Origin of the sequence: Micromonospora polyrhachis, assembly GCF_014203835.1 — a bacterium.
Taxonomy (GTDB): Bacteria; Actinomycetota; Actinomycetes; order Mycobacteriales; family Micromonosporaceae; genus Micromonospora_H; species Micromonospora_H polyrhachis.
On sequence record NZ_JACHJW010000001.1, the window covers coordinates 2,111,916 to 2,134,780 of the forward strand.

At 70.8% G+C, this 22,865-nt stretch carries 21 protein-coding genes and 1 tRNA gene; 6 read left to right on the forward strand and 16 right to left on the reverse strand.

Annotated features, from left to right (window positions below; all coding sequences use genetic code 11):
• Positions 1-847: 847 nt before the first annotated feature.
• Complete coding sequence (locus tag FHR38_RS08710; protein ID WP_184534198.1) at positions 848-2,488, reverse strand: recombinase family protein; 1,641 nt, start codon at positions 2,486-2,488, stop codon at positions 848-850.
• Between the two features lie 429 nt (positions 2,489-2,917).
• On the opposite strand from FHR38_RS08710, the gene FHR38_RS08715 reads away from it, so the two are divergent.
• A complete protein-coding gene (locus FHR38_RS08715) occupies positions 2,918-3,868 on the forward strand; it encodes a ribonuclease Z (protein ID WP_184534199.1) in 951 nt (316 codons plus the stop codon).
• Here FHR38_RS08715 and FHR38_RS08720 read toward each other — a convergent pair.
• Positions 3,828-4,157 carry an MmcQ/YjbR family DNA-binding protein gene (locus FHR38_RS08720; RefSeq protein WP_184534200.1) on the reverse strand — a complete coding sequence of 110 codons (330 nt, stop codon included), beginning with the start codon at positions 4,155-4,157 and terminating at the stop codon, positions 3,828-3,830. The two genes, FHR38_RS08715 and FHR38_RS08720, sit on opposite strands and share 41 nt — an antisense overlap.
• 25 nt (positions 4,158-4,182) lie before the next feature.
• On the opposite strand from FHR38_RS08720, the gene FHR38_RS08725 reads away from it, so the two are divergent.
• Both FHR38_RS08725 and FHR38_RS08730 read left to right on the forward strand, forming a co-directional pair.
• A complete protein-coding gene (locus FHR38_RS08725) occupies positions 4,183-4,698 on the forward strand; it encodes a GNAT family N-acetyltransferase (RefSeq protein ID WP_184534201.1) in 516 nt (171 codons plus the stop codon).
• 41 nt (positions 4,699-4,739) lie between these two features.
• Entirely contained in the window at positions 4,740-6,476 is a 1,737-nt protein-coding gene (locus tag FHR38_RS08730) for an aminotransferase class V-fold PLP-dependent enzyme (RefSeq protein WP_312881977.1), read from the forward strand.
• A gap of 82 nt (positions 6,477-6,558) precedes the next feature.
• On the opposite strand, the gene FHR38_RS08735 is transcribed toward FHR38_RS08730, so the two are convergent.
• Together FHR38_RS08735 and FHR38_RS08740 are read right to left on the reverse strand one after the other, a co-directional pair.
• The gene (locus tag FHR38_RS08735) at positions 6,559-7,929 is read right to left on the reverse strand and encodes a cystathionine beta-synthase (RefSeq protein WP_184534203.1); all 1,371 of its coding nucleotides are present in this window, start codon (positions 7,927-7,929) and stop codon (positions 6,559-6,561) included.
• A 77-nt stretch (positions 7,930-8,006) separates the two neighbouring features.
• Complete coding sequence (locus FHR38_RS08740) at positions 8,007-8,363, reverse strand: YkvA family protein (RefSeq protein ID WP_184534204.1); 357 nt, start codon at positions 8,361-8,363, stop codon at positions 8,007-8,009.
• A gap of 198 nt (positions 8,364-8,561) precedes the next feature.
• On the opposite strand from FHR38_RS08740, the gene FHR38_RS08745 reads away from it, so the two are divergent.
• On the forward strand, positions 8,562-9,656 hold the full coding sequence (locus FHR38_RS08745; protein ID WP_184534205.1) for an SGNH/GDSL hydrolase family protein: 1,095 nt from the start codon (positions 8,562-8,564) through the stop codon (positions 9,654-9,656).
• Positions 9,653-10,453 (forward strand): SGNH/GDSL hydrolase family protein, encoded by an 801-nt coding sequence (locus FHR38_RS08750; RefSeq protein WP_184534206.1) that lies wholly within the window; start codon positions 9,653-9,655, stop codon positions 10,451-10,453. The genes FHR38_RS08745 and FHR38_RS08750 overlap by 4 nt, the downstream gene beginning before the upstream one ends.
• Positions 10,454-10,531: 78 nt before the next feature.
• Here the strand turns inward: FHR38_RS08750 and FHR38_RS08755 are convergent, their stop codons facing one another.
• From FHR38_RS08755 to FHR38_RS08765, 3 genes are all read right to left on the reverse strand, one after another.
• Positions 10,532-10,852, reverse strand: a complete 321-nt coding sequence (locus FHR38_RS08755) for a hypothetical protein (protein WP_184534207.1) — start codon at positions 10,850-10,852, stop codon at positions 10,532-10,534.
• Positions 10,853-11,113: 261 nt separating this feature from the next.
• Positions 11,114-11,986, reverse strand: a complete 873-nt coding sequence (locus FHR38_RS08760) for a Bax inhibitor-1/YccA family protein (RefSeq protein WP_184534208.1) — start codon at positions 11,984-11,986, stop codon at positions 11,114-11,116.
• A gap of 105 nt (positions 11,987-12,091) precedes the next feature.
• A tRNA-Leu gene (locus FHR38_RS08765) sits at positions 12,092-12,172 on the reverse strand.
• A gap of 105 nt (positions 12,173-12,277) precedes the next feature.
• On the opposite strand from FHR38_RS08765, the gene FHR38_RS08770 reads away from it, so the two are divergent.
• On the forward strand, positions 12,278-14,116 hold the full coding sequence (locus FHR38_RS08770; protein WP_184534209.1) for a hypothetical protein: 1,839 nt from the start codon (positions 12,278-12,280) through the stop codon (positions 14,114-14,116).
• 67 nt (positions 14,117-14,183) lie between these two features.
• Here the strand turns inward: FHR38_RS08770 and FHR38_RS08775 are convergent, their stop codons facing one another.
• From FHR38_RS08775 to FHR38_RS08815, 9 genes are all read right to left on the reverse strand, one after another.
• Positions 14,184-14,924 carry a class I SAM-dependent methyltransferase gene (locus FHR38_RS08775; RefSeq protein WP_312881978.1) on the reverse strand — a complete coding sequence of 247 codons (741 nt, stop codon included), beginning with the start codon at positions 14,922-14,924 and terminating at the stop codon, positions 14,184-14,186.
• A 271-nt stretch (positions 14,925-15,195) separates the two neighbouring features.
• Positions 15,196-16,530 (reverse strand): NAD(P)/FAD-dependent oxidoreductase, encoded by a 1,335-nt coding sequence (locus FHR38_RS08780; protein WP_184534210.1) that lies wholly within the window; start codon positions 16,528-16,530, stop codon positions 15,196-15,198.
• 151 nt (positions 16,531-16,681) lie between these two features.
• A complete protein-coding gene (locus tag FHR38_RS08785; RefSeq protein WP_376771471.1) occupies positions 16,682-17,242 on the reverse strand; it encodes a hypothetical protein in 561 nt (186 codons plus the stop codon).
• Entirely contained in the window at positions 17,242-18,792 is a 1,551-nt protein-coding gene (locus FHR38_RS08790) for a DUF58 domain-containing protein (RefSeq protein WP_184534212.1), read from the reverse strand. The genes FHR38_RS08785 and FHR38_RS08790 overlap by 1 nt, the downstream gene beginning before the upstream one ends.
• Entirely contained in the window at positions 18,789-19,817 is a 1,029-nt protein-coding gene (locus tag FHR38_RS08795) for an AAA family ATPase (protein WP_184534213.1), read from the reverse strand. Before FHR38_RS08795 ends, FHR38_RS08790 begins: the two co-directional genes overlap by 4 nt.
• On the reverse strand, positions 19,814-20,389 hold the full coding sequence (locus FHR38_RS08800; RefSeq protein ID WP_184534214.1) for a hypothetical protein: 576 nt from the start codon (positions 20,387-20,389) through the stop codon (positions 19,814-19,816). The genes FHR38_RS08795 and FHR38_RS08800 overlap by 4 nt, the downstream gene beginning before the upstream one ends.
• Positions 20,386-21,126, reverse strand: coding sequence for a DUF4129 domain-containing protein (locus FHR38_RS08805; protein WP_312881982.1), 741 nt, complete (start codon positions 21,124-21,126; stop codon positions 20,386-20,388). Before FHR38_RS08805 ends, FHR38_RS08800 begins: the two co-directional genes overlap by 4 nt.
• A 146-nt stretch (positions 21,127-21,272) precedes the next feature.
• Positions 21,273-21,989 carry a uracil-DNA glycosylase gene (locus tag FHR38_RS08810; protein WP_184539416.1) on the reverse strand — a complete coding sequence of 239 codons (717 nt, stop codon included), beginning with the start codon at positions 21,987-21,989 and terminating at the stop codon, positions 21,273-21,275.
• 19 nt (positions 21,990-22,008) lie between these two features.
• Positions 22,009-22,695, reverse strand: coding sequence for a dienelactone hydrolase family protein (locus FHR38_RS08815; RefSeq protein ID WP_184539418.1), 687 nt, complete (start codon positions 22,693-22,695; stop codon positions 22,009-22,011).
• Between the last annotated feature and the right edge of the window lie 170 nt (positions 22,696-22,865).

Consider the following 22,865-nt stretch of genomic DNA (forward strand, 5'->3'; position numbering starts at 1 on the left):
CACTCATGACCGGGCGGGTCGGGGTGCGCGCGGACGGGTTGCCGGTCGTCGCGGTGCGCGGGGTCCGCCCGTCTCGGGCGGTGGTCGTGCGGGGGGCTTGTACTAAGTACGTCCCACAGAGGTAAAACGCCCTGTTCAGAGGCTTGCGGCGCTGCCGGGCGGATGGCTGGGGCGGGCCGGCGGGCCACACTTGTCTCGCACTCTGTATGTCCCCATCGGGGGGAAACCAGCGGCGGACCACCTCTGTTGTCACCGAATACGTCCTACAAGGGGGGAAACCCGATCTTGACGGGTGCGGGCGCAGCGGGGGCGGCCCGACTACCTGCCAGGTGGTAAGTCCTCAGCGATGTAAGGGCGGCGGGGGTCGGACGCGGGCGCAGCGGGGCGGCCCAAGAATTACCCCCCGGATGGCGCACCCGGGACCGGCGAGTGTCGGCACCCTGCCGTCACTTACCCCCTGATAACGCACCCATCACCGGGCGCGGGCGCAGCAGGGGATGCCCAGGGACTACAGAGAGCATTATAAGTAACTACAGTTAGTTATAGTAGAGGGTTATAAGGGGGAGGAAATAGAACAGATTGAATGGGGAAGGAAAGCGGGCGAGGAAGCAACGAGAGTCGGAACTCCATTACCCCCCGGATGGCGCACCCGCGTCGGCACCCCCTCGGCGGCGCTGCCGACCAGCGGGCGGGGGCTGCGGCGGGATGGCATCGGAAGCGGGCTGTACGCCACGCTGCCGGCCGTGCGGGCTGTCCGGGGGCATCGGGACGGCGGACGCACAGTGGCCCGCTACGGGGCACGTAGCGGGCCACTTGTTGACACCGGGCGGGACGGGGCGTGCGCGACCTATGCAGTGCCGGCCCAATACAGCGTTACGCGGGCGTTCACGGTGCCCCATGGGTCGGCCTTGGTCGGGCGGCCACCCTTGCGGGTCGCTCGGCGGACCGTGATCCGGTCAACGAACAGGGTCACGAAGTCGCGGCGCTCCCCCACCGTGGCGGCGTCCCACCATGTCCGCTCGTCGCCATACGCGCTCGATGTCCAGAGGTCAAGCGGCAGCTTGGCGGTGGCCTGCTCGTCCAGCTCGGCCAGCCGGGCGGTAAGGGCATCGACGCGCGCACCGGTCACCGTGACGGCGCGGGTAAGCGCTGCGGCGGCGGCACCCGAGGCGGTACCCAGGGCCTCGGACTGCTGATCGAGGGCGGCAGATGCGTCGGCCAGCTCGGCGGCCACTGCGGCACGCTGCACGGCGGTCTCCGGCGTCGCGGTCGCGGCCCCGTAGCGGCGGGTCGCCTCGGCCAGGATCGACGCGGTGGTCTGGTCCTCGTCGGCCGGATCGATGGAGTTGAGCAGGCGGTCGATTCGCATGCGGACCCAGCCATCGAGCGCGGTCAAGCTGATGGTGTTAGAGTGCCGGCCCGCCGGGGCGGTGCACATGTAAGCGTCGCGATTCGCCAGGGTGGCGTTTGCGACGAACCGACGCGCCTTCATCCGGTACCCGCACTCGCACCACAGGATGCCCAGCCCGGACAGTAGGGCCGGCTCGTCGGCCGACTGGATCGCCGGCCGGTCGCGGCCGGTCAGGATGGCTTGCAGACGCCAGAACTCCTCGGTGGTGATGATCGGCTCGGCCGGCGGCGGCAACACGCGGGCGTCTTCCAGGTCGTACGCGGTGCGGTAGCCGGTGATGTTGTCCCGATCATCGAGGATGGCGACGGCCGGCAGGCCAGCGATGCGGGGGTCTCGCAGCCGCTTGTTTAGGTTCCGGTCCGACCAGGCACCCGACGCGCGAGAGCGGCCGACCGTTGCGCCGCGCGTACGGATGCCCCGGCGGTCGAAGTAGCGGGCCACGGCGTGCACGGCGTGACCGAACAGCACGGCGCGGGCGGCCACCCGCAGCGCGCGGGCCTCGGTCGGCTCGATGACCAGAGCGCGAATGGCGACCGGCTCGCCTGCGGGGGTCTGCGCCATGCGCTCGACGGTGCGGAATCCGAACGGCGGGTTTCCGAGGTGTCCCCCGGCGGCGTGCGCGAGGGCCTTTGCGGCTTTGATTGCGGCGGACTTGTTCTTTGACTCGTTGTGGGCGGCGTCCATTCGCAGCAGAAGGTGGATTAGATCCATCGTGTTATCCGGGCCGAATGTGCCTTCGGTGATGCTGACAATGGTTAGGCCACCGGCGAGCAGCGGCAGCCATTCGGCAAGGGCGATACGCGGATCTTGGCGGGTGAGGCGGGAGACGTAGAAGACATACAAGTGCGTGATTTCGCCGGCCTTGATCGCCGCCACCATCTGGTCGTACGCCTCACGGACTACGCCGACCTGATACCCGGATCGGTCGATGTCCTCAAACATGCGGACGGTTGCGCCGGGGTGGTCGTGGTTGGCGCGCTCTGTGGTGGCGGTGCGCTGCGTTGCCGGGGACGCCTCGGACTTGTTCGCGCGGGCGGACGACTGCCGCACGTAGGCGGCGGGGCGAGCGGTGATCATGACTCCACAGTAGTGCATGGCCCGTCATATTTCAAGAACCCGGACGGCTACTGCACCCACGGCCCGACCGGCATGACCTGCCCGGTCGGCGTGGCGCGTACCGGAGGGTGAACCGGTGGAGGTAAATCACTGGCAACGCCGGTGAGCGGTGGATAGTTTGGCCGTACACGGGAAGGGAGGTGGTCCTACTTTGTATCGCAATGGGACTCGTGAGGTGGCTGTCCGCTAGCCGCTGTCCTTGACAGTTTCCGCGCCCGTTCCGCCATGGGGTGGGCGTGAATACCGCCGAGACCGTGTGGCAGCGGTGCGGCGAATCCACGACAGCCATCCGACCCCCGGGGTGCCGGCCCAGTCCAGCCGGTCCACGCGACAGCGTGAAGCCCCGGGGGTCGCCTATTGTGCGGGTGGGACAGCAGCGGAGGGTGGCCCGTGTCACGGCGCGAACTCGTGGTGCTGGGTACGGCCAGCCAGGTGCCGACCCGACGCCGTAACCAGAACGGTTACGTCCTGCTCTGGGACGACGAGGGGATCATGTTCGATCCCGGCGAGGGCACCCAGCGGCAGATGCGACTCGCCGGTCTCTCCGCCACCATGCTGACCCGGATCTGCATCACCCACTTCCACGGCGACCACTGTCTCGGCCTGCCGGGGGTGATCCAACGACTCTCACTGGACCGGGTACCGCACCCGGTGGCGGCCCACTTCCCGGCCGAGGGGGTGGACTACTTCGAACGCCTGCGGCACGCCAGCGTCTTCTACGAGACCGCCGAGGTCCGGCCCGAACCGATCACCCGGGACGGGCAGCAGGTCGAGACCCACGCCGGCACCCTGGAGGCGCGGCGGCTCTGGCACTCGACCGAGACGTACGGGTATCGACTGGTGGAGCCGGACGGCCGACGGATGCTGGCCGACCGGCTGGCCGCGTACGGCATCACCGGCCCGGCCATCGGCGACCTGCTCCGCGACGGTCACGTCGACGTCGGCGAGCGCCGCGTCCCGCTGGCCGCGGTGAGCGAACCGCGACCCGGTCAGCGCTTCGCCTTCGTGATGGACACCGGCCTCTGCGATGGTGTGTTCGCCCTGGCCGAGGGGGCCGACCTGCTGGTGATCGAGTCGACCTTCCTGGCCGAGGACGCCACCCTGGCCGCCGAGGTCGGCCATCTGACCGCGGCGCAGGCCGCGCGGGTGGCGACCGAGTCCGGGGTACGTCGCCTCGTGCTCACCCACTTCTCGCAGCGCTACCCCGATGCGGCGCGGTTCGCGGCCGAGGCGCGGGAAGAGTTCACCGGTGAACTGGTGGTGGCCGAGGACCTGGTCCGGGTGCCGGTCCCGCCCCGGGTCACCCCCACAGGGACTCCGACAACGGCTTCGGCGCCCTGATCCGCCACGACTCGACGAGCAGTTCCCGCAGCTCGTCATCGTCCACTCTCGACAGTTGGAGCACCACCATCGGGTAGTTGACGTAGTGCGCCGGAACGGTGAAGGTCACCGGGTCCGTCGCGAGCAGCGCCTCCCGTTCGCGGGTGAAGATGGCGACCTGTTCACCGTCCTCCAGCAGCCGGGCGAACACCTTGCCCCGCACCTTGCAGGCCGGTGTGCCGTAGGACGTCGAATGCTGGACCTCCGGCAGCGCCGAGGCCAGCTCACGCAGGGTCTCCCAGGTCGCCATGTCGGCACGCTACTACCGTTGGGGGGTGAGCATCACCCTCCGCCCGGCGCAGGCCGGCGACCTGATGTCCGTCGGGGAGTTGCACTACCGTTCCCGACTTTCGGCATACCGGGACATCGTGCCCGCCAACGCGCTGACCGCGATCTCCGCCGACAGCATGGGCCGCTGGTGGGTGGAGCGCTGGCCGTACGAGCGGGACACCCACACGATGACCCTCGCCGAACGGGACGGCCGGCTGGTCGGCTTCACCTACCTCGGGCCGAATCCCGAGTTGCCCACCATCGGCGAGCTGTGCGCCATCCATCTCGACCCCGCTGAGCAGGGTCGGGGCGTCGGCCGGGTGCTGATGGTCGACGCACTGGAACAGATGCGCCAGCGGGGCTGGCACCGGGCGACCCTGTGGGTGCTGGCCGACAACAAGCATGCTCGACGGTTCTACGAGCGGGGCGGCTGGATCGTCGACGGAGCCGAGCGGCAAGGCGACGTCGGCCCCGCGCTGACCCGCCAGCTGCGCTATGTCCGAGATCTGCCACAGCCATGAAAGTGATTCGCATCACATAATAGGGGATGGTTGGGGAAACGGTGACAGTGCCACCGCTGTTACGGCGGATCCGCGAGGCCGTCATTGGCGACGACCGCGTCCTCTCCGGGCCGTACGGTCCGCGTCGGATCACCTACGCCGACTACACCGCCTCCGGCCGGGCGTTGTCGTTCATCGAGGACTTCATCCGCGACGAGGTGCTGCCGCACTACGCCAACACCCACACCGAGTCCTCCAGCACCGGCCGGCGGACCACCCGGCTCCGGGAGGAGGCCCGTGAGCTGATCCGTACGGCCATCGGCGGCGACGACCAGACCGTCGTCATCTTCACCGGTTCCGGCGCCACCGGCGGCATCGACAAACTGATCCGGATCCTCGGTCTGCACTCCGGGCCGCAGCAGTACCCGGAAGCGGCCACCGACCGGCCCGATCCTGCCGCTCGGTCCGCTGCCGACGCCCGGCCCGTGGTCTTCATCGGACCGTTCGAACACCATTCCAACGAACTGCCGTGGCGCGAGTCGACCGCCGAGGTGGTGGTGATTCCGGAGGATGCCGACGGCCACATCGACATCGGCTGTCTGGAGGTGGAACTCCGCCGCCATCAGCACCGGCCGGTAAAGATCGGTTCCTTCTCGGCCGCCTCCAACGTCACCGGCATCCTGACCGACACCGGCCCGATCTGTCAGCTGCTGCACCGACACGGGGCGCTGGCGTTCTGGGACTACGCCGCCGCCGGCCCGTACGTGGACATCGACATGGCCGGGGCCGATATCCCGCTCGGCCACAAGGACGCGGTCTTCCTCTCCCCACACAAGTTCGTCGGTGGGCCGGGCACCCCCGGTGTGCTCGCCGTACGCCGGGAACTGCTGCGCAACCCGGTCCCGTCGGTGCCCGGCGGCGGCACGGTGGACTATGTCAACGCCGTGGAACACCGATACCTGCGCGATCCGGCGCACCGCGAGGAGGGGGGCACCCCGGCCATCGTGGAGTCGATCCGCGCCGGCCTGGTGTTCCAGCTCAAGCAGGCGGTCGGCACCGAGCTGATCCGGATCCGGGAGGAACGCTTCCGGCGTACGGCGATCACCGCGTGGAGTGGCAACCCGGCGATCGGGATCCTCGGCAACCCGCACATCGACCGGCTACCCATCGTGTCCTTTGTGGTACGCCGCCCGGATGGCCGCTACCTGCACCACAACTTCGTGGTGGCCCTGCTCGACGACCTGTTCGGCATCCAGGCTCGGGGCGGGTGCTCGTGTGCCGGGCCATACGGCCACCGGCTGCTCGATATCGACCTGGACCGGTCGCACCGGTTCGAACAGGAGATCGTCGCCGGCTGCGCCGGGATCAAACCCGGCTGGGTACGGCTCGGCTTCAACTACTTCTTCAGCGACACGGTGGGCCGGTTCCTGATCGACGCGGTGGACCTGGTCGCCACACACGGCTGGAAGCTGCTGCCCGACTACTGGTTCACCCCGGAGACCGGGCTGTGGCGGCACCGGAACGCACCGAGCGAACCGGCGCTGCGCCTCGACGGGCTGAGCCACACCGGGACCGGACCGGCCGGGTCCCGCCGCTACGACCAGGTGGGTGAGGAGGCGCTGGCGGGCTACCTGTCGTATGCCAGGGAGCTGTTCAAGCGGCGCGACGGGCGGGACTGTGCCGATGGGGACGCCGGGGCGTCGGTGTCGGCCACCTTCGAGGAGCTGCGCTGGTTCGTCCTACCGGAGATCTGCCTTCCGGCGCAACGGCACAGCCCGGAGACCCCGTCCTACGGATGATCCCCGGGCTGCGCCGATGTTCTGCCTGCTCGCGTCGCCGTGAGCGCGTCCTGCGAGCGTCGCCGTGAGCGCGTCGCCTACGTCAGCGGGCACCCAGGTGGGCCAGTAGGTCCTGCCGGGTCAGTACGCCCTTGGGCTTGCCGTCGACCAGCACCAGGGCGGCGTCCGACTTCTCCAGCAGGTTGACCGCCTCGCTGACCGGCTGCCCGCCGCCGATCATCGGCAGCGGCTCCGCCATGTGCCGCTCGATCGTGTCGTGCAGGTGGGCCTGGCCGGTGAAGAGCGCGTCGAGCAGGTCCCGTTCGGCGATCGAGCCGGCCACCTCGCCGGTCACCACCGGCGGCTCGGCCTTGAGCACCGGCAGCTGCGAGACGCCGTACTCGCGCATGTAGTCGATCGCGTCGCGGACCGTCTCGGTCGGGTGCACGTGCACCAGTTCCGGAATCCCACCCGGCTTGCTGGCCAACGCCTCGGCCACGGTCGCCTCGGTGCCCCCGGTCTGCATGAAGCCGTACCGGGCCATCCACTCGTCGTTGAAGATCTTCGACAGGTAGCCCCGGCCACCGTCGGGCAGCAGCACCACGACCACGTCGTCCGGGCCGGCCTGACGGGCGACCTCCAGGGCGGCCACCACGGCCATCCCGCAGGATCCGCCGACCAGCAACCCCTCCTCCCGGGCCAGCCGCCGGGTCAGCTCGAAGGAGTCCTTGTCGGAGACCTCGATGATCTCGTCACAGATGGTCCGGTCGTACGTCTCCGGCCAGAAGTCCTCACCGACCCCCTCGACCAGGTACGGCCGCCCGGTGCCGCCGGAGTAGACGGACCCCTCCGGGTCGGCGCCGATCACCTTCACCGCGCCGTTGGAGGCTTCCTTCAGGTAACGGCCGATGCCGGAGATGGTGCCGCCGGTGCCCACGCCGGCCACGAAGTGGGTGATCCGCCCCTCGGTCTGCTTCCACAGCTCCGGCCCGGTGCTCTCGTAGTGCGAGCGCGGGTTGGCCGGGTTCGAGTACTGGTTGGGCTTCCACGCCCCCGGGATCTCCCGGGCCAGCCGGTCGGAGACGTTGTAGTAGGAGCGCGGATCCTCCGGGGCCACGGCGGTCGGGCAGACCACCACCTCGGCCCCGTACGCCCGCAGCACGTCCTGCTTGTCCTGGCTGACCTTGTCCGGGCAGACGAAAACGCACCGGTAGCCCTTCAGCTGGGCGACCAGGGCCAGCCCGACACCGGTGTTGCCACTGGTCGGCTCGACGATGGTGCCGCCCGGCTTGAGTAGCCCGGCCCGCTCCGCGTCCTCGATCATCCGGGTCGCGATCCGGTCCTTGACCGACCCGCCCGGGTTGAGGTATTCGACCTTGGCAAGCACGGTCGCCGAGATGCCCTCGGTCACGTTACGCAGTCGGACCAGCGGGGTGTTGCCGATCAGGTCGACGACGTTTTCGTAATAGTGCACCTCGTTGTGCCCTTCTCAGGGTGCCGACGGCTCGCCGCCGGGCGGATGGTCGCAGGTCAGCGCCAGCCTACGTGCTGTCAGTGCACCACGTGCCCAGGGATCACCGTCTCGCGACGGCGCTCCCACTCCAGGAACCGCTCGGTCTCGCCGAGGACGCTGCCCGCCAGCCAGGTGATCATCAGGGCGTCGTCGGCGAGCCCGAAGATCGCCAGGAACATCTCCGGCACCAGGTCGACCGGGGAGGCGATGTACGCCGTGGCGGCCACCATCAGGGCCAGCCGTAGGCCGCCGTCGTACTCACCCCGGGTGGTGGCCTTGATCATGCGGGGCAGGGCGCTGATCCGCTTACCCAGCGACGGGCCACCCCGCGCGCCGGAGGTCAGTGCCCGCCCCAGCGCCGCGAAAGCCGCCGTCCGCTTCAGTGTCTTCGCCATCTCTCGTGACCTCCCTCTCGCCATGATGCACCCGATGGCAAGGGAAACTCACCGGCGCATCGACGACCCTGATCACTGTTTACCCATCGGTGTCACTTTCTAGGCAGTCGACTACCTCCGACGGCGACAGCGGCCGTCGTACCGCCGCGATAACCTCGGAATTCTCCGAGTGATCTCGACAGGCGAGGGGGACGCTTGATGGGTCAGGCCGAGTCAGCGGTACGGGCGACGCACTCGTGGCGGGGCACCCGCCAGGTTGCCCAGGTGGCGGCCGTGGGTGTGGGCGCGGCGGCGTTGACCGCGATCGCCGCCTCCGGCCTGCTGATCGGTCAGGCCCGGCAGGCGCGACGGGTCATTCCGATGGCCGAGGCACCGCCACCACGCAACGACGGTGTCTACGGCGCGAAGTTTCCCGGCCCGCCGATCAGCATGGTGGTGCTGGGCGACTCGTCCGCCGCCGGCTACGGGGTGCACCGCACCCGGGAGACCCCGGGCGCACTGCTCGCCACCGGCATCTCCCGCCGCCTGGGCCGGCCGGTCCGCCTGCGCCGGTTCGCCGTGGTGGGCAGCCTCTCCGCCGGGCTCCCGCCACAGGTCGAGGCCGCCCTCGAATGCGGCCCGGACCTCGCGGTCATCCTGATCGGGGGCAACGACGTCACCAACCGCACCCCGCCCGCTGTCGCCGTACGCTATCTCGTCGATGCGGTCCGCAAGCTCCGGGCGGCGGGTGCCCAGGTGGTCGTCGGCACCTGTCCCGACCTCGGGGCAATCCAGCCGATCAAGCCCCCGCTGCGCTGGCTGGCCCGCCGCTGGAGCCGCCAGCTGGCCGCCGCGCAGACGGTGGCCGTGGTCGAGGCGGGCGGCTGGACGGTGTCCCTGGGCGACCTGCTCGGGCCCCGGTTCGCCGCCGAGCCCACCCGGCTCTTCGCCTGGGACCACTTCCACCCCTCCGCCGAGGGCTACGCGATCGCCGTCGCCGCCCTGCTGCCCACCGCGCTGGCCGCTCTCGGCTCGGTCCAGGAAACACGTGCCCCCCTCACCGTCGGCGAGGGCGTACGGTCGCTGCCCGCCGCCGCACAGGAGGCTGCCCGGCACGCTGGCACCGAGGTCCGGGGGGCCGAAGTCGGTGGACGCGAACGCGGACCGGCCGGCCGGTGGGCCCAGCTTCGCCGCCGCCGGGCCTGGTTCGGCCAGCCAAGGGCGGACGAGCCGGCCGGCAGCGCCGCAGCCCACCCCGCACCCACCGCCCCCGACGAGGCGGCCGGTTCCCCCAGAGTGGAGGAGAAGGCATGAGGCGCGCTGCTGCCCGAATCGGTCGGGCCACCCTGCTGACCCTCGTGGCCGGTACGGTCGGGGGCGCGGCCATACTCGCCGGTGAGGCGCTACTGGCCCGCAACCGGCGGTACGCCCAACCGAAGCTGGGGCTCGCACTGCGTTCCACGGTCGGCTCGGCCAGCGCTCCCCCGCTGCGCCTGGTGCTGCTCGGTGACTCGGCCGCGCTCGGCGTCGGGGTGGAACACGTCGACGACACGGTCGGTGGCCAGCTCGCCCAGCTCCTCACCAGCGGTGACGGCCCGGCCGAAAGTCACACCCGTCGGGTGCTGATCTCCAGCGTCGGCGTCTCCGGCTCCCGCTCCGCCGATTTGGCTACCCAGGTGGCCCGCTCCCTGCTCGGCGAGCGTCCCCACGTGGCGGTCATCCTGATCGGCGCCAACGACGCCACCACGCTGCGCTGGCCGGGGGAGGCCGCCAGCCATCTCGGTGCCGCCGTACGCCGGCTCCGGGCCGCCGGGGTGGAGGTCGTGGTGGGCACCTGCCCCGATCTCGGTGCGGCGCGGGCACTGGCACAGCCACTACGCGAAGTCGCCGGTTGGCTCGGCCGACGGACCGCCCGCGCGCAGGCCCGAGCCGTACTCGCCACCGGCGGCACGGTCGTGGACCTGGCCGGTGAGACCGGTCCGGTGTTCCGGGCCGACCCCGGGACCCTCTGCCATGACGGCTATCACCCGTCCGCCGACGGATACCGGGTCTGGGCACACGCCCTGCTGCCCGCCGTGGTGCACGCGGCGGCGGTCGCCAGACAGCACTGATCCCGCGCCAGGGGGACGAGCAGGTGGGCAGTCAGGGTTTGCCGCTGCCGGGGCCCAGGGGGGCGGAACAGCCGACGGTCAGAGTTCGTCGCTGACGGCGGCGACGTCCGCGGCGGCGGCCGACAGCACCGACGTCGGGGCACCCGAGCCGATCAGGTCGTTGACGACCACCCGGAGTTGGTCGACCAGGGCTGCGGAGTTCTCCAGCCTCGGGACCTGACGGCGAGGGTGGTCCTCGACATCGGCGGCGAAGTCCGCGATCCGTTGCACGAGCCGGTACATCACGTCCGCCCGGGAGCCCAGGCCGCTGGCGGCCTCCCCCGCCCAACGCGGTCCCTCCCAGTGGCCCACCCGGCGGACCAGCAGGTCGAGTGCCCGATTCAGTTCGTCAGTGCTCATCGCGCCCAATTCTACGGGCGAACGGGACATTTTCCCTGCCGATCGGTCTGAGACGAGCCGGTTGGGTGGGCCGCCATCAGGCGAATTGGCCAGCCGGATCAACGGCCGACCGTAGCCTCCGACGCACCGGACGACGCCCGAACCGGGTGCCAAACCGCTCGGGCTTCCCGGGAATGCTCAGACCCACCCTTCCCAGAAGACGGCTCTGGCCCGCCCCCGGGTATCGGGGACGGGCCAATGAACGATCCAACGGCCCGACGGTCAGTCGTCGCCCTGGAAGTAGCTGATCAGGCGCAGGATCTCGATGTAGAGCCAGACCAGGCTGACCAGGATGCCGAAGGCAGCGGTCCAGGAGTAGCGCTGGGGCAGCCCCATGCGTACGCCCTCTTCGATCTCGTGGAAGCTCAGGACGAAGCTGAGCGAGGCGACCACGATGCAGACCAGGCTGAAGCCGATCGCCAGCGCACCACCGCTACGCAGACCGGTGTCGACGCCGAACAGCGACAGCACCAGGTTGATCAACATGACCCCGAAGAGGCCCGCCATCACAGCGATCATGCCCCGGGCGAACTTCGGCGTGGCACGGATGATCCGCAGCTTGTAGATCATCGCCATCACGAAGAAGACACCGAAGGTGGCGATCACCGCCTGCAGCACGATGCCGTTGTAGAGCGACTCGAATGCCTTGCTCACCATGCCGACGAAGACACCCTCGACCACCGCGTAGGTGACGACGAGCGCCGGGTTGGCCATCCGGGAGAAGGAGATGATCAGACCAAGCACCAGGGCGACGACCGCGGCACCGATCCACGCCGGACCAAGCAGCGCGTCGGGCACCAGCACCCAGGCCGCCGCCGCCGAGACACCCAGGATGCCCAGCAGGGCCACGGTCTTGATGACGACGTCGTCGATCGACATCGGCTGCACGGTGGGCGGCGCGGCCGGGTAGCCCGTCGCCGGGTACGGCTGGCCGGGCTGGGCATAGCCAGGCTGGCCGTACGCGTCAGGCTGACCGTACGGGCCGGGCTGGCCGTAGCCCGGCTGGGCGTGCGGGCCACCATGGGCGTACCCGGCGGCCCGCTCGCGCTCGGCCGCCTGGCCGAGCCGGGCCAGCACCGGGTTGGAAGTCTTCACTGTCAGGCCTCCCTTGGGGGGTCGATGCACGATGACGTGCCAGTCAAGAGTAAACCGACGTCGCGGCCTTTTGGAGATCCATCGCTGGCGGCGGGGTCGCGGATGTGCCCGGGGCGGGGATCGAACCCGCACGCCTTTCGGCAGCCGCTTTTAAGGCGGCCGTGTCTGCCATTCCACCACCCGGGCCGGGAGGCTACGGGGCACACATACACACCCCGGTGACTGTCACCGTAGCGGGTCCGCGCAGACGAGGCTCACCCCGGCGCGCCTTCGGGCACTAGGGTCAGGGTCGTGACGAGCACAGCCCGCGCCGCGCAGGAGGCCGACCTCGATCAGGCCGCACCGGACGATGCCGCCGAAGCCACAGAGCCGAGGCGGAACCGCTGGGCCGTCTGGTTTCGTCGATACCGCCCCGACCTGGCGATCTGCCTGCTGTTCATCTTGTTCTCCGGCTGGCTGACCCACGGACTGTGGCCTGACCCGACCAACCGCACCCTCGCCCTCAACCCCGAGGACCAGACCCTGATCGAGTGGTTCCTGGCCAACGACGCCCGGCTGCTACTGGGGGACTTCGGCCTGGTCAGTGACCGGCTCAACGCGCCCGACGGGTTCAACCTGATGGTGAACGCCACCATCATCGTGCCTGGTCTCATCCTCGCGCCGATCACCCTGACCCTCGGCACCGGCACCTCGTTCGCCCTCCTGGTCGCCGGCAACCTGGCCTTCACCTCGATCGGCTGGTACCTGCTCTACACCCGGACGCTCGGCGCGCACCGGCTCGCCGCGGCCATCGGCGCCGCCTTCTGTGGCTTCGCCCCCGGCATGATCTCCCAGTCCAACAGCCATCCGCACATCACCGCCCAGTGGCTGGTCCCGGCGCTGGTCTGGTGCGTCGTCCGGATGGTCCAACTGTCGGACCCGCACCGGCACACCCCCGGTCGGGCGACCAACCGCCGCCTCGTCGCCATCTCGATCGCCCTCGCCACGCTGGTGAGCATCCAACTCTTCGTCGGCGAGGAGGTGCTCTTCCTCACCGCCGTCACCCTCGCCCTGTTGACGATCGCGTACGCCGTGGTGGCACCGGCATTCGTCCGGCGGGTACTCCCCCGGTTCAGCCTGGCCCTCCTGGCGGCCGCTGGCCTGGCCGCAGCAGTTCTCGCGTACCCGCTGTGGATGCAGTTCGCCGGGCCGCAGAGCGTGCCGAACGGGGTGTTCAGCCCCGACTACTTCTCGGCCGACCTGGCCAGCTATCCGGTCATCTCGCCGCTGTCCATCGGCGGCCTGCCCGATTCGGCCCGGCTGAGCACCGGCCCCTCCGAATACAACACCTTCCTCGGTCTGCCCCTGCTCCTGGTTGTCGCCGGGTGCACCTGGTGGCTGCGGCGGAAGCCACTCGTCCTCGCCATCGTGCCGGTCGGGCTGCTCGCCGCCTGGCTCTCGCTGGGGCCGCGCGTGGTGCTCGACGGCGTCCGGACCGAGATCTGGGCACCGTACGAACTGCTGCGGAACAAGCCGGTGATCGAGGGCGCGTTGCCGATGCGGTTCGCGTTGGTGCTGATCCCACTCATCGCCGCGCTGCTGGTACTGGCCCTGGACCGGGCGAGCCGCACCGAAACCGGCCCGAGTCGCCTCCTGGTGTCGACCGCCATCATCGCCGCGCTGCTGCCCATCGCTCCGGCACCACTGCCCGCCACCACCCGCACCCCCGTACCGACGTTCATCACCGCCGGGCACTGGCGGCAGTGCGTCCCCAGCGACGGCGTACTGGTGCCGGTACCTCTGCCGACGCCGAAGGAACCGGACGTGATGCGTTGGGCCTCGGCCGCGAACGCGGAGTTCCGGCTGCCGGAGGGCTTCTTCATCGCGCCGTACGGGGCACAGGGGCGAGCCTCGATGGGTACGTACAAGCAGCCGACCTCGGCCCTGCTCGCCGAGGTCGCCAAGACCGGACAGGTGCCGGTGATCGACCGGGGACACCTCGACCAAGCCGCTCGGGACGTCGCCTTCTGGGACGCCTCCTGCATGGTGCTGGCCGAGTCGCAGCCCAACGCGACTCCGCTCCGCGAGACCCTGAACGCGCTCTTCGGCCCCGGCATCCGCGTCGCCGACGCGTGGACCTGGCGGGTCTAGCCAGTCGCCAGCGTGTGGACCTGGCGGGTCCAGCCAAGTCGCCAGCGTGTGGACCTGGCGGGGCTAGCTAGGTGGTGGGCTTCTCGGCCACGGCGAGCACCGACTGGCCGAACGGCACACGTACCCGTGCCTCCACCCGACGGAGCACCGGCACGATGAGCTTGTCGTAGATCTTCAGCGGCAGGCCCTCGCGGGGTGCGCCGCGCAGGGCCTTGACGAACACCAGCCAGCCGAAGAAACCAAGCAGGTTGAAGTAGCGCACCCGGACCGGCCGTAGCCCCGCCGCCCGCAACGTCGCCGTGAGCGGTCCGACCCGATAGCGGCGGAAGTGGCCGATCTCCCGATCGAACCTGCTCATCAGCGGAGTGAAGGCCGGCACGACAAGGACGATCCGCCCGCCGGGCCGCAGCAGTCGAGCGAAGTCCTGCAACGCCGCCACGTCGTCCTCGATGTGTTCGAGCACGTTGAGGGCGACCACGGCGGAGTACGTCCCGGATTCCCGGATCGGCACCGCCAACTCGCGGACCTGGACCGTGCCGTGGCCCTTGAACCGTTGGCGCAACTGGGCCAACCGACCGGGGTCGGCCTCCGACGCGGTCACCGGCCGGCCGGTGGCGGCCCACCGGGCGGCGGCATCGCCCAGCCCGGAACCGACCTCCAACGGATCGTCCCCCAGCCATGGCTCGGTCAGGGAAACCACCCAGCCGAGGTGATTGACGGCGGACCGGAGATCCTCCAGCACCTCCGACTGGAGGACGGTGGCCTCCTCAAGTGTCGCCGGCACCCACTCGCTGGCTGAGGCGCTCACCCGCGCGCCACCCCGCCCGCTCCAGCCGGCCGTCGGTCTCGCTCGTACGTGCACCACCCGACGCCCGTCGCCTCGGCTGAACAGCCTGAAGCGGTGACGGCTCGAAGGCGGGGCATGAGGGGCTCCTCGTCATCGTGGCATAGGCCGAAGCCTGGACAGGATAACGCGTACCGGCACCGGCCAAAGGTCCCTCAGCGCACCGGCCGAGGGTCCCTCAGCAGGGTCCTGCCTCGCGCGGGTGGTCCGCCCCTGCCCGTCCCGGCGCGGTGGTCTAGCGCCGGGAATCCAGCTCGACCCGCGGCGTGGCTTCGAGGAACTCCTCCCTCGGGTCGTGCAGCTGGCCCAGGGCGACCACCTCACGCTTGAGGATGAGGGCGAGCGTCCAGTCGACCACCACCCGGATCCTGCGGTTGATCGACGGGATACGGCTCATGTGGTACGTCCGGTGCATGAACCACGCACCGATCCCGGTCATCTTGATGCCGTAGACCTGCGCGACGCCCTTGTGCAGGCCAAGGCTGGCCACGCTGCCCGCGTGCTTGTGCTTGTAGTCGACCGGCGCCTCGCCCCGGATCACGGCGCGGATGTTGTCCGCCATCCGCGCGGCCTGCCGTACGGCGTGCTGGGCACTGGGCGAGCAGAACGCCCCGGGTTCCTTGGTCAGGTCCGGTACCGCCGAGCAGTCACCGGCGCTCCACGCCCCCTCGACGACCCGGTCCCCGTCGACCACCTGCAGGGTGGGCAGGCAGGTCACCCGTCCCCGGTTGTCCCGGGGCAGGTCGGTCTGGTCGAGCATGGGCGAGGGCTTCACCCCGGCGGTCCACACGATCGTGTCGGCCCGGAAGCTGTCTCCGTCGGAGAGCACCACCTGGCCGTCGACGCAGGATTCGAGCCGGGTGTCCAGCCGGATGTCCATCTTGCGTTTGAGTAGCTGCTGGACGGTGTAGGCCCCCATGTCCGGGTCGACCTCGGGCAGTACCCGCCGGGTCGCCTCGACCAGCACCCACCGCATGTCGTCGGGGGAGAGCTCCGGGTAGTACTTGAGCGCGTCCCGGGCCATGTCCTCCATCTCGGCCAGCGCCTCGATGCCGGCGTAGCCACCACCGACGAAGACGAAGGTCAGGGCGCACCGGCGGACCTCCAGGTCGGCCGTGGCTGCCGCCACGTCGAGCCGGTCCAGCACGTGGTTACGCAGGTAGATAGCCTCACCGATGGTCTTGAAGCCGATCCCGTGCTCCCGCAGACCGGGGATCGGCAGGGTGCGGGAGATCGCGCCGGGAGCCACGATGATGTGGTCGTACGGCACCTCGCGAGGCGGCCCGATGATCGGCTGCACGGTGGCGACCTTGCGGGCGTGCTCGATCCGGGTCACCGCGCCGGAGACGATGTGGCATCGGCGCAACGCCCGACGCAACGGCACCACGGAGTGCCGGGGAGAGATGTTGCCGGCCGCCGCCTCGGGAAGGAACGGCTGGTACGTCATGTGTGGCTGCGGGTCGACCACGATGACCTCGGCCTCGCGCGCCCGGAGCTTCTTCGACAGGCGCAGGGCAGCGTAAAGACCGACATGTCCGGCACCGACGACAAGGATCCGCTTGGGCTTCACGGTTCCATCTTTCCCCCGACGGGCGGTTGTTGCTCGGTAGATGCTCCCTTCTGTGACGGAGGACGCCGGTGTGAGCTACCTGACGTCACCCCGGCCCGGCGGTGGGGAAGGTCCCCTTCCCGTACCGGCGACGACAGGAAGGGTGCCTTCCCTACTTCCGTCGGAGCAGCCAGGCGAGCAGCGCCGCGACGCCGACCGCGACCGCGAGCCCGGCCAGCGCCACGGCGAGGTAGGTCCCCTCACCGCTATGTTCGGCGAGCGTCGTCAGCAGCACCGCCAGCACCCCGGCGGCCAGCACCACCCCCAGGGCGCGGGCCACCCAGCGGACCGGCACCGCCGGGGCGACGATCGCGTCCCGGGGCAGCAGGGCGGCCAGCGCGGCCAGGCTGTGGGTGAGGTAGAGCAGGGCGGCCAGCGTCAGCAGCCGCCACAGCACCACCAGTTCGCCGTACGCGCTGGTCGAGAGGACCCAGCCGCCGACCGCGACCAGCACGGCGATGGTGACCCCGGCCCGCCGGGGGAAGAGCGCGGGCAGCAGCGCCACGACCACCAATGCCGGCAGGATCCGAGCGGTCAGCAACTGCGCGGGGTACGCCGCCAGCAACGCCCCCAGGGCGGCGAGGAAGGCACCGAGGCGTACCAACAGCGGCATGAGGGTGATCCGGCTGGCGGCGGTGCCGGCGGCCCGGACCCGACCGGAGACCTTCTTGATCATCGAACTCCTGCCCGGGGTGCGGCGGCCAGCCGGGCCACGTCCCGAAGCACCAGGTCGAGGCTGCCCGCCCCGGCCCAGGCGACCACCGGTACGCCGTGCTCGCGTAGCTGGCCGAGGGTGTTCTCCCGGTCCAACCGCCAGAACCGGTACGCCACCTCGGTCCACGGTCCACTGCGCGGCGGTGCGGCCAGGTCGGGCAACGTGTCGACGGCCACCACGAAGCGCCCGGAGCGGGCGAGCCGGGCCAGCATCGCCGCCGACCGGGAGTCCACCAACGGGGTGAGTACCACCACCAGGGCGCTGGAGGAGAGCAGGTGCGCGCCGAAGACCTCGTCGTACGGCTCGTACGGGGAGGGGACGACCTGTACGTCGAGTAGCCATTCCAGCAGGGTCAGGTACTGCCGCCGGCCGGTGGCGGGGCGCAGCCGCCGGGCGGACGGCCCGTATTCGAGCATCGCCACCCGGTCGCCCCGGTGCAGGTAGTGTTCGCCGATCGCGGCGGCGGCCCGAACCGTGGTGTCCAGCACCGACGCGGTGCCGTCGACACCACCGGAACGGCCTCCCTCGGCGAGTACGTCGAGTAGGAGCACCACCTCGGCGTCCCGGTCGGAGAGGGTTGCCGCGACGTGCAGTTGGCGGGCGCGCAGCGAGACCCGCCAGTCGATGCGGCGTAGCCGGTCGCCGGAGCCGAAGACGCGTACCCCGGCCAGTTCCCCGCCCTCCCCTGGTCGGCGGGACCGGTGGCCGCCGACCAGTCCGGCGGCCCGGGGCATCGCCTCGTCCGCGTCGAAGGGTTCGGTCACCGGATAGATCCGCAGCGCGCGGGCATTGCTCACCACCGGCCGGCTGGTCAGCATCCCATCGCAGGCCGCCACTTGGATCGCCGTCGGCCCGAGCTGATGGCGGCCCCATCGCCGCGCCCGGCCGGTGAGCTGGATGCCGCTGCGGGCACCCCCCGGCACGCTGAAGGCCAGCGGCTGGGCTATCCCGGCGGCCCGCAACCCGCCGGCGCGACCGCCTTCGCGACCGCGACCCCCGGCGGCTGCGCCACGAGAACGGTCACTCTCGCCGTCACCGCCGCTCTCGCCGTCACCGCCGCCGCTACCGTCCTCGGCCTCGTCGACGTCGACCAGGCTGGCCTGCTCGATCCGCAGCCAGGGCGACACCAGCGACCGCACCAGCACCAGGTCGTAGTCGACCGGCTCCGGATTCGCCACGGTGATGTCACCACTGATCCGTCCGCCCTCGACCAGGTAGTTGTCCTCGGCGGTGACGACGACCTGCGGCGCCGCGACGGGCCGGCGGCGCATCGCGTACGCGGTGCCGAGGGCGAACGGTACGGCCAGCACGATCAGGTCGACCCGGCCGAGCAGCACCCCGGCGACCAGGAGCAGCCCGGTCAGCAGTACGGCCCGGCCGAAGGCACGGGTGGGTGCCCAGTCCGGACCGGCTGGGGAGCCCGTCGTCTGGTCCGGGTCGCCCAGCGCGGCCGGTTGGCTCGCCTCGTAGCCGGGTATGGCCGACCGCAGGGTCGTCGCGTCGGTCATCGAGCGGCGTGCCCAGCCGGCGTCCGGCCGGCACCGGCGGTGGCGTAACTGGGCAGCGCACCGCTGGCCGGGGCGGGAGTGGCGGTCAGTACCTCCTCGACGACGAAGGACGGGTCGACCCGGCGCAGCCACATCTCGGGGCGCAGCGTGATCCGGTGCGCCAACGCCGGCACCGCCACCTCCTTGACGTCCTCGGGGACGACGTAGTCGCGACCGGCCATCGCGGCCCGGGCCCGGGACAGCAGCAGCAGTGCGAGCGAGCCCCGGGGCGAGGCACCGACCAACACCGAGGCGTGTTCCCGGGTGGCGGCGGTCAGCGCCACGATGTACCGGCCGATGGAGTCCTCGACCACCACGTCCTCCAGGGCCGCCTGCATGGCCCGCAGCGTGGCCGCGTCCACCACCGGCGACAGTTCGCTCTCCTCCTGGCGTCGGGACATCCGGCGGCGCAGGACATCCCACTCCTGTTCCTGGTCCGGGTAGCCGAACGAGACCCGGAGCAGGAACCGGTCGAGTTGCGCCTCGGGCAGCGGGTACGTCCCCTCGTACTCGATCGGGTTGGCGGTGGCCAGTACGTGGAACGGCGGGTCGAGCCGGTAGGTGACCCCCTCGACGGAGACCTGCTTCTCCTGCATCGCCTCCAGCAGTGCCGACTGGGTCTTCGGCGGGGTCCGGTTGATCTCGTCAGCGAGGAGCAGGTTGGTGAAGAGCGGGCCGGCGCGGAAGGTGAAGTCGGCCTTGCGCTGGTCGTAGAGGAACGATCCGGTGACGTCGGCGGGCAGCAGGTCGGGGGTGAACTGCAACCGGCGGAAGTCCAGTCCGAGCGCCTGGGCGAAGGACCGGGCGGTCAGGGTCTTGCCCAGTCCCGGCAGGTCCTCCAGCAGCACGTGACCGCCGGCCAGGATGCCGGAGAGCACCAGTTCCAGAGCGTCGCGCTTGCCGACCACCACCGTGCCGACCGCGTCGAGCACCGCCCGGGCCAACCGACTGACCTCGGCGGTGGGGACGGGCTGCACCTCGTTCATGTCTTCTCCAATTCGGCGACGATCGCGGCGTAGTCGCGAGGGGACGGGCTGCGGCGGGGTTTGCCGGTGAGCACTTTCCAGAGCGGTTCGCCCAGCAACGCGCGGGCGCGTTCCGGATCGGATTCGCGGGTCAGTCCGTGTCGTTGGCGCAGCCGCTCGTCGACGAGTTCCCCGAGCATCGGCAGCAGTTCCTGGTGGAACCACTTCCGGTCCCCGCCGGCCCGGCCGAACGCCTTCTCCCACCGTTTCACCGCGCTGCGCAGGGCGTCGCGCTCACCTGCCTGGTATTCACCCTGGTGCGGGTCGAGACCCCGGTACGCGTGCCGGCGCGACGGGGGCGGTGCGGCCGCCTGGCGGGTCACCCAGCGCACCGCCAGCAGCGCCAGGAAACCGCCGAAGATCGCCAGGGTGGAGAGTTCGACGCCGAACATCCGCATCCCGACGATGGTGACGGCGGTGGCCGCCCCCGCCGCGAGGAGATAGCGCAGCCAGCGGTACCGCCGCCGTCGGGTCTCCGACGACCCGGACTCCTCTTCGTCGTCCAGCAGGTCGTCGAGGCCGAATTCGCTCACCGCCCCACCTCCGTGCCGGCCACGTCGGTCAGCTTGGCACCGGTCTCGTCGGTCAGTTCGGCGCGCAACCGTTGCAGGGCGGAGCGGGCCTGGCTGCGCATCCGCTCGTCGACGGTACGGGTGGTGTACCGGGCCTCGCGGTAGACCTGGGCGAACGCGGCCAGCACGTCGGCGCTGACGGTCGTCCGGCCGCGCAGCAGCCGGGTCACGAGGTCGGTGGGGGTGTCGCCGACCTGGCGGGGCAGGCCGGCCGCGGCGGCGGCCTGTTCGAGTCGTACCCAGCAGGCGATCACCGCCCGGCGTGGGTCCACGTCGTCGTCGGATAGTTCGACCAGCCCGGCGTCGAGGGCGTCCACCACCTCCCGGGTGGTACGCGCCGACGTCGGCCGACGCCCATCCGGCCCGGCCCGGCCGGTGTTCCGGCGACGCCGCAGGTCCCGGACGAGGACCCGAAGCAGCAGGCCCACGACGACCGCGACCACGACGACGCCGGCCGCGACGGCGACCACGGTGATCCAGCCGGGTAGTTCGCCCTGCTCGGCTGCGGCCACCCGAGCAGGTGCCGGGGGCGCGGAGGCAGTGGCCGGCTGGTATTCCGGCAACTCGGGGAGTTCGCCGGACGACGTGTCCAGCCGGGTGAACTCGAGTGAGGAGTGGGTGGCGGCGACGCTGGCCAGACCGAGCAGGAGTATGACGGCCACGACCGGCCACAGTCGACGCAGCAGATCGGTGGTCACGACAGCACGCCCGGGCGGTCGATGTGGTCAGTGCACGTCCTGCCGTGCCTTTCCATCACCGTCACCTTTCCGAATCGTCGCCGTCCGCGTCGGTCCACGCCGACGCCGGTTGATCACCCGACGTCGGCCGATCGTCCGGTGCCGCGTCAGTCCACCGCAGCCAGGTGCTTCGCCCGGGCGAAGACCTCGTCCAGCATGGCTGGGGTCAACCGGCCGGTGAACGTGTTCTGCTGGCTGACGTGGTAACAGCCCAACAACTCCGGCGCGGCGGTCCCGCCGGACCAGTTTGCCCCATGGCCAAACGCGGGGCGCGGGCTGGGCGGGCGAACGCCGTACACCTGGGAAAGGACCGGCCACCACGCCGCCCAGGCGAACGCACCCAGCGCGACCACGACGCGGAGGGTGGGTCTGATCAGTTCCACCTCGCGGTGTAGCCACGGCGCGCAGGTGTCCCGTTCGGCCGGGGTGGGTTTGTTCTCCGGCGGGGCACAGCGGACCGCGGAGAAGATCCGGATGTCCCGCAGGGTCAGCCCGTCGTCGGCGGCCACGCTGGTCGGCTGGTTGGCCAGCCCGGCCCGGTGCAGGGCGGCGAAGAGTACGTCCCCGGAGCGGTCGCCGGTGAAGATCCGGCCGGTGCGGTTACCGCCGTGGGCGGCGGGGGCGAGGCCGAGGATGGCGATCCGGGCGTCGGCGGCACCGAAGCCGGGCACCGGCCGGCCCCAGTATTCCTGATCCCGGAACGCGGCCCGGCGTACTGCCGCCACGTCCTCCCGCCACGCCACCAGGCGAGGGCAGGCGAAACAGTCGCTGATCGCGGCGTCGAGGTCGGCCAGGTCGGCCGCCCGCGGTGCGCGGGCGGCCACCTCGTCGGCGGTACGCGGCTCAGCCAAGCCGGGTCCGGAACAGTTCCACGGTACGGGCCCAGGCGCTGGCCGCGGCCGGCTGGTCGTACACCTCGGGGCGGTCGTCGTTGAAGAACGCGTGGGAGCTGCCCGGGTAGTCGTGGAGGGTGCATTCGCCACCGGCCGCCTCGATGGCCTGCCGGGCGGCCTGCACCCCGTCGGCGGCCGAGGTGCCGTCCTCCGCCGAGCAGTGGATGACGGCGGCCTTGCCGGCGTAGTCGGCCCAGTCCGGGCGCATCCGCTCCCACGGCAGGACCGGGTAGAAGCCGGCGGTCGCCACGATGTGGTCGGAGAGCGTCGCCGACCACAGGGCCAGGCTGCCGCCGGCGGAGAACCCGACACAGCCCACCTTGCCGGTCGTCTCCGGGCGCTTCGCGAGATAGTCGGCGGCTCCGGCGATGTCCCGGGCGGCCTGGTCCATCGCCAGCCCCAGGATGAGTTTGCCGGCGCGGTCCGGCTCGGTGGTGGAGACACCGTGGTAGAGGTCGGGGGCCAGGGCCACGAAACCGGCTTCGGCAAACCGGTCCGCGACGGCGGTGATGTGTGGTACGAGTCCCCACCACTCCTGGATCACGATGACGGCCGGACCGGTCGCGTTCCCGGTAGGTAAGGCCAGATAGCCCTCGCTCGTCCCCCCGTTGCTGGGGTAGCTCACCATCTCGCCCATCGGCCGGTCCTCCTGACGGTCAGTCATCGTTGGCTGGTCGCCCAGTGGCGCTGTCGCGCGTGCGGGTAGCCTGCCACGCCGCAGCCGGCCGAGGAAAGACAATGGCAACGTGGTGTACACCTCCCCCTGTCTCGGTGTACACGACGGGGTCTGTCCCCGTACCCGGGCCG

Excerpts from the sequence above, each read along its gene's own strand:
- FHR38_RS08720 (WP_184534200.1), bottom strand. The coding sequence starts at position 4,157 with ATGGCGACCTGGGAGACCCTGCGTGAGCTGGCCTCGGCGCTGCCGGAG.
- FHR38_RS08745 (WP_184534205.1), top strand. The coding sequence starts at position 8,562 with ATGGGTCAGGCCGAGTCAGCGGTACGGGCGACGCACTCGTGGCGGGGC.
- FHR38_RS08750 (WP_184534206.1), top strand. The coding sequence starts at position 9,653 with ATGAGGCGCGCTGCTGCCCGAATCGGTCGGGCCACCCTGCTGACCCTC.
- FHR38_RS08740 (WP_184534204.1), bottom strand. The coding sequence starts at position 8,363 with ATGGCGAAGACACTGAAGCGGACGGCGGCTTTCGCGGCGCTGGGGCGG.
- FHR38_RS08790 (WP_184534212.1), bottom strand. The coding sequence starts at position 18,792 with ATGACCGACGCGACGACCCTGCGGTCGGCCATACCCGGCTACGAGGCG.
- FHR38_RS08710 (WP_184534198.1), bottom strand. The coding sequence starts at position 2,488 with ATGATCACCGCTCGCCCCGCCGCCTACGTGCGGCAGTCGTCCGCCCGC.
- FHR38_RS08795 (WP_184534213.1), bottom strand. The coding sequence starts at position 19,817 with ATGAACGAGGTGCAGCCCGTCCCCACCGCCGAGGTCAGTCGGTTGGCC.
- FHR38_RS08815 (WP_184539418.1), bottom strand. The coding sequence starts at position 22,695 with ATGGGCGAGATGGTGAGCTACCCCAGCAACGGGGGGACGAGCGAGGGC.
- FHR38_RS08755 (WP_184534207.1), bottom strand. The coding sequence starts at position 10,852 with ATGAGCACTGACGAACTGAATCGGGCACTCGACCTGCTGGTCCGCCGG.